This is a genomic window from Providencia sp. 6390, from assembly GCF_058148425.1.
Genome location: NZ_JBYVYL010000001.1, coordinates 127,416 through 143,919, shown reverse-complemented (window position 1 = coordinate 143,919; position 16,504 = coordinate 127,416). Strand labels below are relative to the sequence as shown.

At 40.6% G+C, this 16,504-nt stretch carries 13 protein-coding genes; 3 read left to right on the top strand and 10 right to left on the bottom strand.

Features of this window, described 5'->3' with window-relative positions:
• Positions 1-8: 8 nt before the first annotated feature.
• Together AC3Z9T_RS00775 and purL are read right to left on the bottom strand one after the other, a co-directional pair.
• A complete protein-coding gene (locus tag AC3Z9T_RS00775) occupies positions 9-2,075 on the bottom strand; it encodes a TonB-dependent siderophore receptor (protein ID WP_490125119.1) in 2,067 nt (688 codons plus the stop codon).
• A gap of 280 nt (positions 2,076-2,355) precedes the next feature.
• Positions 2,356-6,243 (bottom strand): phosphoribosylformylglycinamidine synthase, encoded by a 3,888-nt coding sequence (purL, locus tag AC3Z9T_RS00770; protein WP_490125118.1) that lies wholly within the window; start codon positions 6,241-6,243, stop codon positions 2,356-2,358.
• A gap of 373 nt (positions 6,244-6,616) precedes the next feature.
• Between purL and mltF the strand changes: the two genes are divergently transcribed.
• Positions 6,617-8,305, top strand: coding sequence for a membrane-bound lytic murein transglycosylase MltF (gene mltF, locus AC3Z9T_RS00765; RefSeq protein WP_490124322.1), 1,689 nt, complete (start codon positions 6,617-6,619; stop codon positions 8,303-8,305).
• Between the two features lie 5 nt (positions 8,306-8,310).
• Here the strand turns inward: mltF and tadA are convergent, their stop codons facing one another.
• Both tadA and leuE read right to left on the bottom strand, forming a co-directional pair.
• Positions 8,311-8,820, bottom strand: a complete 510-nt coding sequence (tadA, locus tag AC3Z9T_RS00760) for a tRNA adenosine(34) deaminase TadA (RefSeq protein WP_490124321.1) — start codon at positions 8,818-8,820, stop codon at positions 8,311-8,313.
• A 292-nt stretch (positions 8,821-9,112) separates the two neighbouring features.
• Positions 9,113-9,760 carry a leucine efflux protein LeuE gene (gene leuE / locus AC3Z9T_RS00755; RefSeq protein ID WP_490124320.1) on the bottom strand — a complete coding sequence of 216 codons (648 nt, stop codon included), beginning with the start codon at positions 9,758-9,760 and terminating at the stop codon, positions 9,113-9,115.
• Between the two features lie 197 nt (positions 9,761-9,957).
• Here leuE and AC3Z9T_RS00750 point away from each other — a divergent pair, with 197 nt between their 5' ends.
• Positions 9,958-10,425: an XRE family transcriptional regulator gene (locus AC3Z9T_RS00750; RefSeq protein ID WP_490124319.1), complete on the top strand. Its 468-nt coding sequence runs from the start codon at positions 9,958-9,960 to the stop codon at positions 10,423-10,425.
• Between the two features lie 374 nt (positions 10,426-10,799).
• Positions 10,800-11,060, top strand: coding sequence for a YfhL family 4Fe-4S dicluster ferredoxin (locus AC3Z9T_RS00745; protein WP_070930041.1), 261 nt, complete (start codon positions 10,800-10,802; stop codon positions 11,058-11,060).
• A gap of 423 nt (positions 11,061-11,483) precedes the next feature.
• Here AC3Z9T_RS00745 and acpS read toward each other — a convergent pair whose 3' ends face one another.
• The 6 genes from acpS to lepB form a co-directional block, all read right to left on the bottom strand.
• Positions 11,484-11,867, bottom strand: coding sequence for a holo-ACP synthase (acpS, locus tag AC3Z9T_RS00740; protein WP_490124318.1), 384 nt, complete (start codon positions 11,865-11,867; stop codon positions 11,484-11,486).
• Entirely contained in the window at positions 11,867-12,598 is a 732-nt protein-coding gene (gene pdxJ, locus AC3Z9T_RS00735; protein WP_490124317.1) for a pyridoxine 5'-phosphate synthase, read from the bottom strand. The genes acpS and pdxJ overlap by 1 nt, the downstream gene beginning before the upstream one ends.
• A gap of 221 nt (positions 12,599-12,819) precedes the next feature.
• Positions 12,820-13,548, bottom strand: a complete 729-nt coding sequence (gene recO / locus AC3Z9T_RS00730) for a DNA repair protein RecO (RefSeq protein ID WP_490124316.1) — start codon at positions 13,546-13,548, stop codon at positions 12,820-12,822.
• 12 nt (positions 13,549-13,560) lie between these two features.
• The gene (gene era / locus AC3Z9T_RS00725) at positions 13,561-14,469 is read right to left on the bottom strand and encodes a GTPase Era (protein ID WP_070930037.1); all 909 of its coding nucleotides are present in this window, start codon (positions 14,467-14,469) and stop codon (positions 13,561-13,563) included.
• A complete protein-coding gene (gene rnc / locus AC3Z9T_RS00720) occupies positions 14,466-15,146 on the bottom strand; it encodes a ribonuclease III (protein ID WP_490124315.1) in 681 nt (226 codons plus the stop codon). The genes era and rnc overlap by 4 nt, the downstream gene beginning before the upstream one ends.
• Before the next feature lie 376 nt (positions 15,147-15,522).
• The gene (gene lepB, locus AC3Z9T_RS00715; RefSeq protein ID WP_490124314.1) at positions 15,523-16,494 is read right to left on the bottom strand and encodes a signal peptidase I; all 972 of its coding nucleotides are present in this window, start codon (positions 16,492-16,494) and stop codon (positions 15,523-15,525) included.
• Positions 16,495-16,504 lie beyond the last annotated feature (10 nt).

Genomic DNA, 16,504 nt, shown 5'->3' with positions numbered 1-16,504 from the left:
TTTTCACCTTAGAAATCGATAGAAGCATTTACATACACTGTACGCGGTTCCCCAGCGATAACGCGTAGATTACCAGCACTAGAAGCATAATATTCTTTGTTTAAAACATTATTCACATTCAACTTTAACTGTGTTTTATGCCCACCAATTTGGTGATCCCACGCGACAAATGCATCGGTAACGGTATATGCCGGCATGAAGAAACTATTTTCAGGATCACCCGCACGTTTACCAACATAGCGCCCACCACCGCCAACACGTACAGAGCCCGGCACATCAGAAAGAGTTAATTTATGAGTTAAATATAAACTTCCCATATTGCGAGGAGCATTGACCAGATGATTACCCACGTTTTCAGGTTTCAAATTATCTTGTTTGATTTGAGTGTTGTTAAAACTGTAATTGGCGATCACCTGCCAATCCGTCGCAATTTCACCATTGATTTCCAGCTCAATGCCTTCAGAACGTGCTTTTGGAATATTACGGTTAAGTCCATTCATAAAAATAGACATATCTTTTTCATCAATACGATACAAGGCTAATGTTGTTAATACTGTTGGTGTTGTTTGCCATTTAGCGCCGATCTCATATGTTTTGCCTTTTTCAGTCGAAGCGACGTTTCCATCATCATCTACCTGTGTCGATGGTGTGAAAGACTCACTATAGCTGCCATATAACGCCAAATCAGGCAACACCTTATACACCAAACCTGCCTGTGGAATAAATTGATTACCACGATCATGCAGGTCCGTTTGTTTCTTTATCCAGCCGCTACTGGCATTCTGAGTGTAGCCTTGATAACGCCCGCCTAATACCACAATCCATTGGTTACTCAAATGAATACTGTCTTTAGCATAGATTGAGCGGCTATATACGGTAGAACGTAAGTTGCTTTTTTTATCATCTACCGTTGCATCACTCACAATTGGTTCTTCGCCATAAACAGGATGGTACATATTGAATGTCTTACTGACCTTACCGCGATAAGAATAGGCTTTATATGTTTGAGCCTTCTCGTAATCAGCGCCAAAAGTCACGTCATGTTGCATACCTAAAATTTCGGGTGTGCCACGAACATCCCATGATAAATACGTTGTTTGATGGTTAAAACCACGGTTAGCATCGGCTCGACGAGTCACAACGCCAGTATCGACATCAATTTTAGTAGCGCGTACTTCGTTACTGTCATAACGACGCTGGAACCATGCATACTTAAAACCAGTTTCCCATGTTTCATCAAATTCATAGCGATATTCTGCATTGAGACGTTTATTTTTACCCCATGCATGGTTCGCTTCATCATCGATCCTGACATTGTAAGGAATACTAATGGGCTTACCGTCGACAAAAGCTGTACCGCGGTCATAAGGCACATCAAATTTATACTCTGTATACGAAAAATTAAATGAAGACGAATCACCTAACCAACTAATCGAAGGTGCAACTAATGTATGTTCATTTTCACCGAAGTTACGCCAATAATCTTCATGTTGCCGTTCTGCAATCAAACGAAAAGCAAACCCGTTGCCCAAAGGACCTGTCAAATCGACACTTCCCGTACCGCCGCCATGGCTATTGGTTCGCCCGCTGATGCGTCCTTGCCATTGATACTCAGGCTTTTTAGTCACTAAATTGATAATGCCGCCAGGGTTGAGAATGCCATAAAGCAATGATGAAGAACCTTTGAGTACATCAACTCGCCCCACCGTGGCATCCATTGCTAGGCCTTGGTTACTACGCACTCCATCAATAAAAATAGAACCGTCTGAATTCGAGCCAAAACCACGCTTAACAAAACCATCTTCAATACCGCCCAAGGTATTTCCTTGTGTTACCCCACTAACAAATTTAACCGCATCATCAACCTTGGACACACTGTAATCATTGATCACCTGTGGCGTCACAATACTAATAGACTGTGGCGTTTCATTGCGCGAAGTCAGTGTTTTCAAGGTTGAATAAACATTATCACCGCTATAACTTTCATCTGGTGCAGCAGTGACAACCAGCACATCATTGCTTGAGTTATTAGTTGATGATTGAGTAGCCAAAGCAGCGCTAGCAGGAAATAACATGACAAAAACAGAGCAATAAACCCACGAAAAACGTCGTTTCGCCGAAGAAACAATGACTGATCCCACGATGTAACTCTCTTATCAAAAAAAGTATAACCAAAAAAGAAGATAGAAATGATATTGATAATAATTACTATGCGCAATAACTTGATGAGGTAAAAACAAATAAAATGAGTGATAAGAGATAAGGCTGGTAAACTGACACCATTTATTACAGATAAAAAAGGCTGCAACGCACTGCGCTGCAGCCTTTTTAACAACTTAAACTAAACTAGCTTATTTAGCCTAATTGTTTACGTGCATTGCGGAAAATACGCATCCAAGGGCTATCTTCACCCCAATTTTCTGGATGCCATGAATTACTCACTGTGCGGAAGACGCGTTCAGGGTGCGGCATCATAATCGTTGCTCGGCCATCGGTTGAAGTCACAGACGTAATACCCTTCACAGAACCATTCGGGTTAGCTGGATATTGTTCAGTCACCTGCCCATAGTTATCCACAAAACGCAGTGCCACCAGCGAACTATTTTCCAATTGCTGAATGTGAGCTGGGTTACGTGCTTCAACTAAACCCTCACCATGCGAAACTGCAATTGGCATACGTGAACCTGCCATATCTTGTAATAATAATGATGGGCTTTTCGCGACTTCAACTAAGCTAAAACGAGCCTCAAAACGCTCAGAACGGTTACGAACAAATCGAGGCCATAAATCTGCGCCAGGGATCAATTCATATAAGTTCGACATCATCTGACAGCCATTACAGACACCAAGCGATAGTGTATCTTGACGCGCAAAGAAAGCAGCAAATTCATCACGAACACGTGAATTAAACAGAATTGATTTAGCCCAGCCTTCACCAGCACCTAATACGTCACCGTAAGAGAAACCACCACACGCTACTAATGTTTGGAAGCCCGCTAATGACAGATTTCCTGACAACAAATCACTCATATGCACATCGACGGCATCAAAACCTGCTCTGTCAAATGCAGCAGCCATTTCGACATGCGAGTTCACACCCTGCTCACGTAGTACTGCCACTTTAGGGCGTGCACCTGACGAAATATAAGGAGCTGCAATATCATCAGCAATATCAAAAGTTAACTTAGTATTTAGACCTGGATCTTGGGTGTCCAACTTAGCATTATGCTCTTCATCAGCGCACACTTCATTATCACGTAAGCGCTGCATTTGCCATGTTGTCTCTGCCCACCACTGGCGCAATGTACTACGTGATTCACGATAAACAACAGTGTCACGACTATTAATCACCACTGCATCGTCTTGTGTCGCAGTTCCTAAATAATGCACACACTCAGCAAGCCCTACATCAGCAAAACATGCTTCGACGTATTGTCTATCTTGCTGTTTAATTTGAATAACAGCACCGAGTTCCTCATTGAACAAAGCGGCTAAAATATCTTCATCAAATTCGCTAATATCGACATTGATGCCACAATGACCAGCAAATGCCATTTCTGCCAATGTCACAAACAAACCACCATCAGAACGGTCGTGGTAGGCTAACAATTTTTGTTCTGACAGTAAGTTTTGGATTACAGTAAAAAAACCAGACAACAACTGAGGATCACGGACATCAGGTGCTTTATTGCCTAATTGGCGATACACCTGTGCCAATGCTGAGCCACCCAACGCATTATGACCTTGCCCTAAGTCAACTAACATTAAAGCAGAATCAATACCGGTTTTTAATTCAGGTGTCACGGTCAAACGTACGTCTTCAACACGACCAAAGGCACTGATTACCAATGATAGTGGTGATGTCATTTCACGCTCTTCGCCATTTTCTTGCCAGCGTGTTTTCATTGACATCGAATCTTTACCGACAGGGATAGTCAAACCAAGCGCAGGGCATAGCTCTTCACCTACTGCTTTAACCGCTTGATAAAGGCCTGCATCTTCCCCTGGGTGACCCGCAGCAGACATCCAGTTTGCAGACAATTTTACTCGCTTAAGATCTTGCACATAAGCACAAGCAATATTGGTCAACGCTTCGCCCACCGCCATGCGTGCAGAGGCGGCAAAATCCAACAATGCAACAGGTGTTCTTTCACCAATTGACATTGCTTCGCCATAATAGCTATCAAGGCTGGCAGTAGTCACGGCACAGTTAGCAACAGGGATCTGCCATGGACCAACCATTTGGTCACGAGCAACCATACCTGTTACTGTACGGTCACCAATGGTGATCAAGAATGTCTTTTCAGCAACAGCAGGAAGATGCAACACACGTTTTACTGCTTCATTTAAATCGATCGATGTTCTATCTAGCGCATCTGGCTGAGCTTTCAACGTGCTAACATCACGCAACATTTTTGGTGTTTTACCTAATAACACATCAAGTGGCATATCGATAGGCTGATTATTGAAATGCGTATCTTTCAATACCAGTTCACGTTGCTCAGTTGCTTCACCAATAACTGCAAAAGGTGCGCGTTCACGCTCACAGATGGCAGTGAAAAGCGTCATTTGCTCAGGAGCAACCGCTAATACATAACGCTCTTGTGATTCATTACACCACACTTCGAGTGGGCTCATACCCGGCTCATCATTTAAAATTTTACGTAGCTCAAAACAACCGCCACGACCGCCATCACTCACTAATTCAGGCATGGCATTCGATAAACCGCCTGCACCAACATCATGAATAAACAAAATTGGATTATCATCACCGAGCTGCCAACAATTATCGATCACCTCTTGGCAACGGCGTTCCATTTCAGGGTTATCACGCTGTACTGAAGCAAAATCTAAATCGGCATCTGATTGGCCTGATGCCATTGATGAGGCAGCGCCTCCGCCCAAACCAATATTCATTGATGGGCCGCCAAGAACGATCAGTTTTGCCCCAACAGGGATTTCGCCTTTTTGAACGTGATCAGCACGAATATTACCGATCCCTCCCGCTAGCATGATTGGTTTATGGTAACCGCGTAGCTCTTCGCCATTATGGCTATTCACTTTTTCTTCATATGTACGGAAGTAACCTAAAAGTGCAGGACGGCCGAATTCATTATTAAACGCCGCACCACCTAATGGGCCTTCTAACATAATATCGAGTGCGGTCACAATACGTTCAGGCTTACCAAAGTCCTCTTCCCAAGGCTGCTCAAAGCCAGGGATCCGTAAGTTAGAAACAGAGAAACCCACTAAGCCAGCTTTCGGTTTTGCGCCACGGCCTGTTGCGCCTTCATCACGAATTTCACCACCAGAGCCAGTTGCGGCACCCGGCCAAGGTGAAATTGCCGTTGGGTGGTTGTGCGTTTCTACCTTCATCAAAATATGTGCGTCTTCTTGATGATAGCGATACGTGCGACCATCTGGTTCAGGGAAGAAACGTCCTACAGAAGAACCTTCCATGACTGCGGCGTTGTCTTTATAAGCCGACAATACGTAATCAGGTGTTGTTTCAAAGGTATTTTTAATCATTTTAAACAGCGATTTAGGCTGCTCTTCACCATCAATAATCCAATCTGCATTAAAGATTTTATGGCGACAATGCTCTGAGTTTGCTTGTGCAAACATATACAATTCAACATCTGTTGGATTGCGTTTTAGCTGATTAAAGGCGGCGAGTAAATAATCGATTTCATCGTCAGCGAGGGCTAAGCCCATTTCTAGGTTCGCTTTTTCAAGTGCTGAGCGACCATTAGTAATGATATCCACCACTTTCATTGGTGTAGGTTGATGATGAGCAAAAAGCGCTTGAGCTTGCTCAAACTCACTGAAGATGCTTTCCATCATACGATCATGTAGTAATCCCGCAACTTCAAACCACTGTTGCTGCGATAACCCTTCCGCCTGCACATAATAGGCAATACCACGTTCAATGCGTTCAACTTGTGATAAACCACAGTTGTGGGCAATATCTGTCGCTTTAGATGACCAAGGAGAAATGGTGCCTGGTCGTGGAGTGACTAAAATTAATTTGCCAAAAGGCTCATGCTCTGTGAGAGAAGGACCATACTTTAGCAAACTACGCAGTTTGCCTTGCTCGCTATCACTTAGAGGCGCTGACAATTCAGCGAAGTGCATATATTCAGCATAGATATCCATAACAGGAAGCTGTTTTTCAGCGAACAGCGCCAAAAGGCGAGTAATACGAAATGCTGATAGAGCAGGTGAACCACGCAAAATTTCCATAGTCTTAATTTCTCTCATTTAAACGCCAGCCCTGATCATAAAAGCAGGGGAACCGGAGCACATTATAGAGCAATGTGCATCAATACGAAACCGTTTGCGTGACTAAAAATAAAGCAAACTGTTAAATATTATTAGGAGTGAAATAACACGATATTGGTTGCACAGATCATAATTGTTGAGCAAAATGTCCAAATACTGGGAATATAACCATTACTTATAATAATTTTACTATTACAACACCCATGATTTTCCGAACTACAGGCGGAAATAAAAATACCGAATACCGCCCTCGTGATATGATCCGGATAACAGCTGCATTGATTAAGTAAGAACAATAATATGCGGTACAAGGGTTTACATATGAGATACATTTTTGAATAACATCAAGGTCAACTATTTAATCATTGTGATTGTGGCATTGCTTGCTGTGCTTATTATTGGGCTTAGTATTCGCTGGCCAAGTACGCCAAACAATCAACTTAATCAAATCATCTCTCGAGGTGAGTTGCGGGTGAGTGCAATCAGCTCCCCCCTCATTTATCTTGATGATGACGCTAATCTACATGGCTTTGATTATGAACTTGCACAGAGTTTTGCTGATTACCTTGGAGTCAAGTTGGTTATCACCATGAGACCGACGGTTGAACTTATTTTTAGCGACCTTGAAAATGAACAAGCTGACATCGGTGTTGCAGGGCTGCTTTATAATAAAGAACGGCTACAAAAAATGAAAACAGGCCCGAGTTACCTCAATGTCACGCAGCAATTGGTTTATCGAAAAGGCTCAACTCGACCTAAAAGTTTTAATGATATCAAGGGTAAATTCGTTGTTATGGCAGGCTCGGCTCATGCCAGCACATTAAAGTCATTAAAAGAAACATACCCAAATCTAATATGGGAAGAAACGACCGATTTCACAACTAACCAGTTATTAGAAATGGTAGCTGAAGGCTTGATTGATTACACACTGGAAGACTCTATATCTGTGGCTTTACAACAGCGTATACACCCCGAAATTGCGGTGGGATTTGATTTAGTGGATGATCATGCCGTCACTTGGTATATGAAAAGACTGAATGATGACAGCCTCAATGCAGCATTATTGGACTTTTTCAATACCAGTAATGAAGTTGATCTATTAGCGAGACTGGATGAAAAATTTTTCAGCCATGTTGGAGCGTTCGATTATTTCGATACTATTTCATTTATCAATGCAATCAATAATAAGCTACCTAACTACCAGCCCCTGTTTGAAAAATATGCAAGTGCTGTTGATTGGAAGTTGTTAGCTGCTGTTGCATGGCAAGAGTCACATTGGGATCCCCTTGCAACTTCACCAACGGGTGTTCGTGGGCTAATGATGCTTACCAAACCAACGGCTGAAACCATGGGTATCTCAGATCGCCTCGATGCAGAGGAAAGTATTAAAGGGGGCGCAGCTTACCTTGAATACTTAATGCAACGGCTACCCGTCTCTATTGCTGATGATGATAGGATTTGGTTTGCTTTATCTGCCTATAATATGGGCTATGGTCATATGCAAGATGTTAGAAAGCTGACTGAAATGCAAGGTGGTGATCCTGATCGCTGGCTAGATGTAAAATCGAGGCTACCGTTACTCACACAGAAAAAATATTATTCACAGTTGAATTATGGCTATGCTAGAGGCCATGAAGCCTATCGTTATGTAGAAAACATCCGCCGTTACCATCAAAGTTTAGTTGGTTATTTACAAAATCAAGATAAAAAACAACGATCATTAGCTATCGCGGAAAAATCATTGATTTTATTTCCACCACTCGTAACACCAAGCCAAGAAGATTTGCCAGCAAAGAGTGAAGAAGAACTTAAGACGGCTCCTAAAATAACAGAGGTCACTCAAGGGAACGCACAGGAAAAAATTAGCCTAAAATACGTTGAATCCACTCAGCCTCAGTACAAATTGCCACCAATTTCTCCTCCTAGCGATAAGCTATCTTTGGGGCAATATTTTCTTTCCGTCAACCCTGATAACGATATAAAAAAAGAGAGCGAGTCAGTTAATCAATACCATAGCCAATGATTTATTTAATTATGTTCATTGCTTTGATTCAGCGAACGTTTTAGCGCTTTTTTCTGTGCCCTTCTCATTTTAAAAAAAGCGCTAAGCATTAAGGAACAGTTTTCTTCTAACACTCCACCTGTCACATCAACATAATGATTTAAACCAGGTCGTTCCATAATATTAATAAACGAACCACATGCGCCAGTTTTAAAATCTTTCGCGCCGTAAACTAAACGACCTATACGACTATGGATCATTGCGCCTGCACACATTATACAGGGTTCTAAAGTAACATAGAGAGTTGTATCTAATAGTCGATAATTACTGAGCGCCTGCCCCCCTTGTTTTAGTACCATTATTTCTGCATGAGCCGTTGGATCATGATTTTCAATGGAACAATTCCAACCTGACGCAATTAGTTGGTTATCTTTAACAAGCAAAGCGCCTACAGGGATCTCACCTGCATCTTGAGCATTTTTAGCTAATTCCAAAGCACGCTTCATCCAATATTCATCAACGTCTAATTGCGTCACACTAACCTCTTAACAGTATTTTTAATAAATTATACTGAAAATAATTGGAGTTGAATAATGTATCGATGATAACAGATGGAAAATTGACTTAAGTTGCCACCAAAACAATCAAAATGGTAACAACTTAACCGATGATATGATGCGATGAGCAGTACTAGTTGTATACTCGTCATACTTCAAGTTGCAGCGTTGTTGACTACGCTCACTCGCACTAGTCACCTACTTATGTAGGCTCCCAGCGACTCATTCACTTGTCGCCTAACTGCACCTCGAATTATTTAGAGTATATACTTTAATTACTAAAGATAGCCAGTTTCGCTGCAAATCCCATAAAGAAAGTTCCAACCGTACAATTACCTAATTTAGCTAACACTTGTTTTTCACGTAAAAAACGAGCGATTAAATAACCACTAAAGATAAGTAAACTGAGGTACATAAAACTAACAAGTTCCAGAATTGATGCTAGCACTAAATATGGCACCCAAGCATGACTATAGCTAAAATCAATGAACTGAATAAAAAATGAGATATAAAATAAAATCGCTTTCGGATTAGTTAAGCTCAAAATCAAAGCACGTGTGAAAATTTTTTCAGATTTAACAATAACTGGCTCATCATCAGCTTTAGCTACTTTTTTCTGCCAAAAGGTTGCATAAAGGATCTTACAGCCTAAATAGAGTAGATAGGCCGCGCCTAAATAACGTACAATCATAAACAGCGTAGGTGATGCTTTAATCACTGATGCAACACCAATGAATGAAAGAAAAATCAACGCTGCATCACCAGTAAAAACCCCCAGTGCAGCCCGATAGCCAGCTCGAGTTCCATATGAAGTACTTGATTTTAATACATATAAGGAATTTGGGCCTGGCACAATGATAATTAAAACTAGACCTGCTAAATAGGTCCAGAAGTTTAACACACCAAAACTTTCAAACATGATAATGACCCTATAGTTTTTTGTTTATTATTAACATAATATTCTAGCAATGTGAATATTAAATTGTTTCATTATTTTTTAATTATTTATATATATGAAATAGACTAATAACAAACATTATTTTCAAATGATTTTTAATTTAATAATATGAATGCGCTTAAACATTACTTCATTAAATTGAAAATTAAGGAATCACAATGGGATTTTCACAAAATATATTTGTAGATGGTATTTTCGATCAGTTCTATCCTTCTAATGTTGTTTATACAACATCGACTAAAAAAACATATTTCCTAGGACATACAAATCAAGACTTCGCTTATTATATTTATAACATGAATGATAAAGGTTCTATTGAAGGAGCAACTTCTGTTATTAAAGGAAAATTCTCAGCTTACCTTAGTAACCTCCAGACAATGATAGATGTAGTAACAGCTAAACAATATATTTTTGGTTTTAATTTAGTAGATAAATCGATCCAGTTTTTTAGAGTACTAGATACTGGTAATCTTGAGCAGCTTTATGAATTGACCATATCTAATCCAAATTCAGCAGCTAGGACGGCATTGTATTATGCGATTAATGGTACTATATATTACTACTATCAAAACGAAAAAACGAAAGGCTGGGAAATTAGCCGAGTAGTCTTTACTGATATTAAATAAAACCTAGTGTGAAAAATAAGATAGCCAAAATCAACAGATTAATTAGGCTATCTTATTTTTAATATATTCAAATAACATTTGAATATTTAGTCGAGTAAAATTAAAGCATGGAGAATTTAAACTAACATAGAATTAATTTATCTAAAAAATGGTATTTTTGAATAAATCCTTTTCAGCTACAGAGCTCTTTGCTATTAAAGGAGAAGGCTATTTTATAAGTGTCGGTGAAGGCGGTAGTTATCGAGTGTATGATAGTAAAGTGATAAGTGTAATATAACTATACTATTTCTTTTCAAATTACTATTTAATTTTTTGATTTGAGTGTATAATAGTCGCTTCATTTGTATCACAGTCAACAGATTTATCCAGCTAACATGGCACTACTAATCACCAAAAAATGTATCAATTGCGATATGTGCGAACCTGAATGCCCAAATGATGCAATCTACATGGGCGATGAAATCTACGAGATCGATACAAACCTTTGTACCGAGTGTGTTGGTCATTACGATAAACCAACCTGCCAATCCGTTTGCCCAATCACTAACACTATTATCACCGACCCTGCTCATATTGAAAGTCAAGAACAACTGTGGGATAAGTTCGTGATGATCCACCATGCCGATAAAATTTGATAAAAAATTACAAACTCACAGATACTGATGACTGGTATTCACTCAACAATCGCACTGTTCTCAGTCACTGTGTTTTTCTGCCTTATAAAATCATCCCCTAATTTTATTACCGCAGCTTAATTGTTGATAGCTAAACCTCATCTACCAACAATTCAACTGCGTATATACTCGTTATACTTCAAGTTGCAGTGTTGTTGACTACGCTCATTCGCACTAGTCACCTACTTATATGGGCTCCCAGCGACTCATTCGCTTGTCGCCTAACTGCACCTCGAATTATTTTGAGTATAGTTGCCATAGTTTAGGTTGCGACACTCTTTGTTAAACCCATAAAGTTAGCTAAATCCGCCGTAAACCCGTAGTACAGACGGTAGCGGCCTGAGAAGTGAGAAGCTTCGCCGTTTACGGCGAAGAGCAGTCACTCTATATACTTTCAATAATCACTGTTGCTGCAGCATAATGCCGCTCATCAGTTATTGAGACATGAAAATGTGTAACCCCCATTCGGTCCGCTAGCTTCTCGGCTTCACCCGTTAGCGTTAGTAATGGCTTGCCTAGTGGGTCATTGGTCACTTCAAACTGATTAAATGCCAAACCATTGCGAATACCAGTCCCTAACGCTTTAGCTGCCGCCTCTTTAACCGCAAACCGTTTAGCCAAAAAACGAGCTGACTGAGATTGTTGTTGAAACTGCTTAAATTCATTTTCAGTTAATATACGCTTAGCTAAATTATCACCAGAGCGCTCTATTACTGCTTCAATTCGAGCAATTTCAACAATATCTGTTCCAAGGCCAACAATAGCCATTAGTAACGAGCTTCTCTTAATAATTTTTTCATATCTGACACAGCATCCGCTAAGCCACTAAACAATGCACGACCAATAATTGCATGACCAATATTAAGTTCATAGATTTCAGGCAGTAATGCAATACGCTGAACATTATGGTAGGTCAAGCCATGCCCTGCATTCACTTTCAGACCTTTACCCGCTGCATAAGCAACACCATCGCGAATACGCCGGAACTCCACTTCTTGCTCCAGTTCAGTTTTCGCGTCTGCATAAGCACCTGTATGAATTTCAATAAATGGTGCGCCAGATGCCTGTGCAGCATCAATCTGAGTATGGTCTGCATCAATAAATAGTGAAACTTGAATGCCTGCTTCTGTAAGACGTTTAACTGCTTTTGATACTTTATCAAACTGCCCTGCTACATCCAAACCACCTTCAGTGGTCACCTCTTCTCGTTTCTCTGGTACTAAGCAGCAAAAGGCAGGCTTAACGCGGCATGCAATATCTACCATTTCATCAGTTACTGCCATTTCTAGGTTCATGCGTGTTTGAATAGTTTCTTTTAACAGCTCTACATCTCTATCGGTGATATGACGGCGATCTTCACGCAAATGCACAGTAATACCATCAGCCCCAGCTTGCTCTGCAACAAATGCTGCTTGGACAGGATCCGGATATTGAGTACCCCGTGCATTTCTCACTGTTGCAATATGATCGATATTCACACCTAACAAAAGCTCAGCCATTTTTCACTCCCCAATAATTAATACAGTCAAGTACACCTCAATGCCACTATCCTACTGCAATTTAACTATGTGTGGGAATAAATCTCTACTTCATTCGAGCACCTCTCCAAACTTCGCTTCATATTTCAGCAAATGTATTAGATTTTGGGAAACAGCTCGAAAAATATAAATGAATGACAAAACATAACTAGAAATAGATGATGGCCGAAGTCAGACTAAACTTATGATTTGATCGCATTAGGAGTGGCTGGTATCACAAATTGCCTAAAGAGCTCGCGGCTTTTTAGTGGCTTTCCACCTAAGTAAGGCTTTAATGCCATACGGGTAAATCGCTTTGCGGCTTTAAGAGTGTCACTATCAGGGAATTCTCTAGCGGCCAATGCTTTAAGTTGTTTGCCAGTAAAGCTAAGTTGATCAATTACAAGGCTACCGATAAATCCTTTTTCTTCGCGATAACGATAAGTCATGGTGTCAGAAACAGGGTCGCCACTTCCGGCACAGTGTAGGAAGTCAACCCCATAGCCAAGGTAGGATAAAAGTGCTAATTCAAACTGCCGTAACGCAGATTCAGGGGTTCGCTCACTCGCTGCGAGCAACTGTATGCATGAAAGGTAATCAAAAAATAATGCTGAATAAGGAGTACCAAACTCAATAACACGCGTTACTAACTCATTGAGGTATAGACCACTATAGAGCACAGTGCCGCTTAAAGGGAGTGATAATGAAATAGGATCCGCATTGATCAGCGTTCTGATTTCTCCTTTGCCGCCCCAACGGATCAGCAAAGGAGTAAAGGGTTGTAGGCAACCCCTAAGTGGTGAGCGGTTGCGACGAGCACCTTTTGCCAGTAAACGGATCTTGCCTTCGCCTTCAGTGAAAAAATCAATTAATAAACTGGTTTCACTAAAAGGCCTAGAATGGAGTACAAACGCACGTTGCCAACCACTCACGGTATTTACCTATTATTTTAGGTCATCAACATAGCCTAAGCTGCGTAATGCACGTTCGTCATCAGCCCAGCCGGCTTTTACTTTAACCCAAAGTTCAAGGTGCACTTTGGTATCAAATAGTCTTTCCATATCAATACGTGCTTCAGTACCAATAGTTTTCAATTTGCTACCTTTGTTCCCAATCACCATTTTCTTTTGGCCTTCACGCTCAACTAAAATCAGGCCATTAATGTGGAAACCACCCTTTTCCATCACTTTAAATTGTTCAATTTCAACCGTTACAGAATAAGGGAGCTCATCGCCTAAGAAACGCATCAGTTTTTCACGAATGATTTCAGATGCCATGAAACGCTGTGAGCGGTCAGTGATGTAATCTTCTGGGAAGTGATGGTCAGCTTCAGGGATATGCTGTTTTACAATCTTAGCAATGGTATCAACACCTTTACCTTTTTCAGCACTAATCGGCACCACATCAAGGAAATTCATTTTTTGACTAACAAAACCAATATGAGGTAACAGAACCGTTTTATCCGTTACATTATCAATTTTATTGATGGCCAATATTACTGGGCAACGAAGGCTTTTCAGTTTATTGAGAACCATTTCATCATCATCGGTCCAATTCGTGCCTTCAACAACAAAAATAACCAACTCCACATCACCAATAGAACTGGATGCAGCTCGGTTCATCAAACGGTTGATTGCCCGTTTTTCTTCAATATGCAAACCTGGAGTATCCACATAGATGATTTGATATTCATCTTCAGTATGGATCCCCATAATACGGTGGCGGGTTGTCTGAGGCTTTCTCGATGTAATCGAAACTTTTTGCCCTAGCAGCTGGTTTAACAGCGTTGACTTGCCCACATTTGGTCGCCCAACAATGGCAACAAAGCCACAGTGGGGATGTTTTTCACTCATTCAATCTCCAAAATTTTCAATGCTTGTTCTGCAGCGGCTTGCTCAGCTTTACGGCGGCTTGAGCCAATGCCATTAATTGGCTGCTCAATACCACTAACTTGGCAGTGGATAGTAAACTCCTGATCATGAGCCTCGCCTTTTACTTGTACCACAATATAATTAGGTAATGGTAAATGACGCCCTTGCAGATATTCTTGTAATCTCGTTTTCGGGTCTTTTTGTTTGTCACCCGGGCTAATTTCATTCAGCCTAGTTTGATACCAATCCAAAATAATTCTTTCGATGGTTTGTATATCACTATCGAGAAAAATACCACCGATCAGTGCTTCCACTGTATCCGCTAGTATTGATTCACGGCGAAAACCGCCACTTTTTAACTCACCTGGCCCTAAGCGTAAACACTCGCCCAGTTCAAATTCACGAGCAATTTCTGCTAGCGTATTGCCACGTACTAGCGTTGCTCTCATTCGGCTCATATCACCCTCATCCACTTTAGGGAATCGATGATATAAATCATTTGCTATCACAAAACTTAAAATAGAATCGCCAAGGAATTCTAAACGTTCATTATGCTTACTGCTCGCACTACGGTGCGTGAGCGCCTGAATTAAAAGGTCATGTTGATTAAATTTATAACCAAGTTTTCGTTGTAATTGCTCAAGTAAAGAGGGGTTCATCACGCCTAGCCATTTCTCTGATTGACAAAAAGCACACGCAACAGACCTGTAAAAAACAAAACTGTTGCGTTTGCACTGACTTCTAACGTCTTACCCACTTTTTTAATGGTAAACACTTAATAAAATGATAGGAATTAATTAAGAAGCCAATAAATGTTTAATTAAATTATATTGTACACTGAGAAAAATAATAATGCTTCGGTTTATATGGGTTTTGCTAACAAAACCCATATCTAACTCGTCATACTTCAAGTTGCAGCATTGTTGACGTCGTTCACTCGCGCCAGTCACATAGTTTTCTATGCTCCTAGCGACTTATTCACTTGTCGCCTAACTGCACCTCGAATTATTTAGAGTATACCCGCCATACTTCAAGTTATGACCCGATTGGCCCAATGCGGCTGAAGCGAATACCTGTCGGCCATTCATTCTCTTGTTTATCTAAGCTTAGCCAGATAAACACTGCTCGACCAACAAGGTTTTCTTCAGGAACAAAGCCCCACATACGGCTATCAGAACTATTGTCCCTATTATCACCCATCATGAAATAATGCTTTTCAGGCACTATCCATTCATTCGAAGGCATATTAGGTTGAACATAACGTGATTCCGTAATCGCTTGGCGGATAATCAAAATTTGATGTTCAACTGTATCTAACTTCTCAGATCTTTGATATTGGCGTAATGCATTACTTGGAACAGGCTGATCGACAGGAACTTGATAATTACCTTTTTGGCTTTCAACAACAGAATCCACATTAAAGAACATGGTCCATTCACTTGGTGCCAAAGGACCATAAGTGATTGGTAATTGTTGAGTACAATTGTTATCTGCACAATTTGGGTAAATAGTCAGTTCTTTCGCATCAGGGTTATAGACGATTTTATCACCTGGTAAGCCAATCACACGTTTTACAAAATCAACACTTGGATCTTTAGGATATTTAAAGACTGCAATATCCCCACGCGATGGTTTACCCGTTTTAATCAGAGTCGTTTGTGTGATTGGGTCTTTCAAACCGTACGCAAACTTCTCAACCAACATAAAATCCCCAACTAATAATGTTGGCATCATGGAACCTGATGGGATTTGAAATGGCTCATAAATAAATGAACGCACCACCAAAACAATGGCTAAAACAGGAAAGATAGATGATCCTGTTTCAACCCATGATGGACGACGCACTACTTTTTCCATTTCGTCTTGGGTCAATGAGCCTTGGCTCGCTTCCTGTATCTGTTTCAGCTTTTTCTTTCGCGCAGGCGAAAATTTAAAGCGATCTAAGCACCAGATAATCCCAGTAACCAAGGTGGCTAATGTTAGGATCAGGGCAAAGGTGTTAGCCATTGAGACTCCT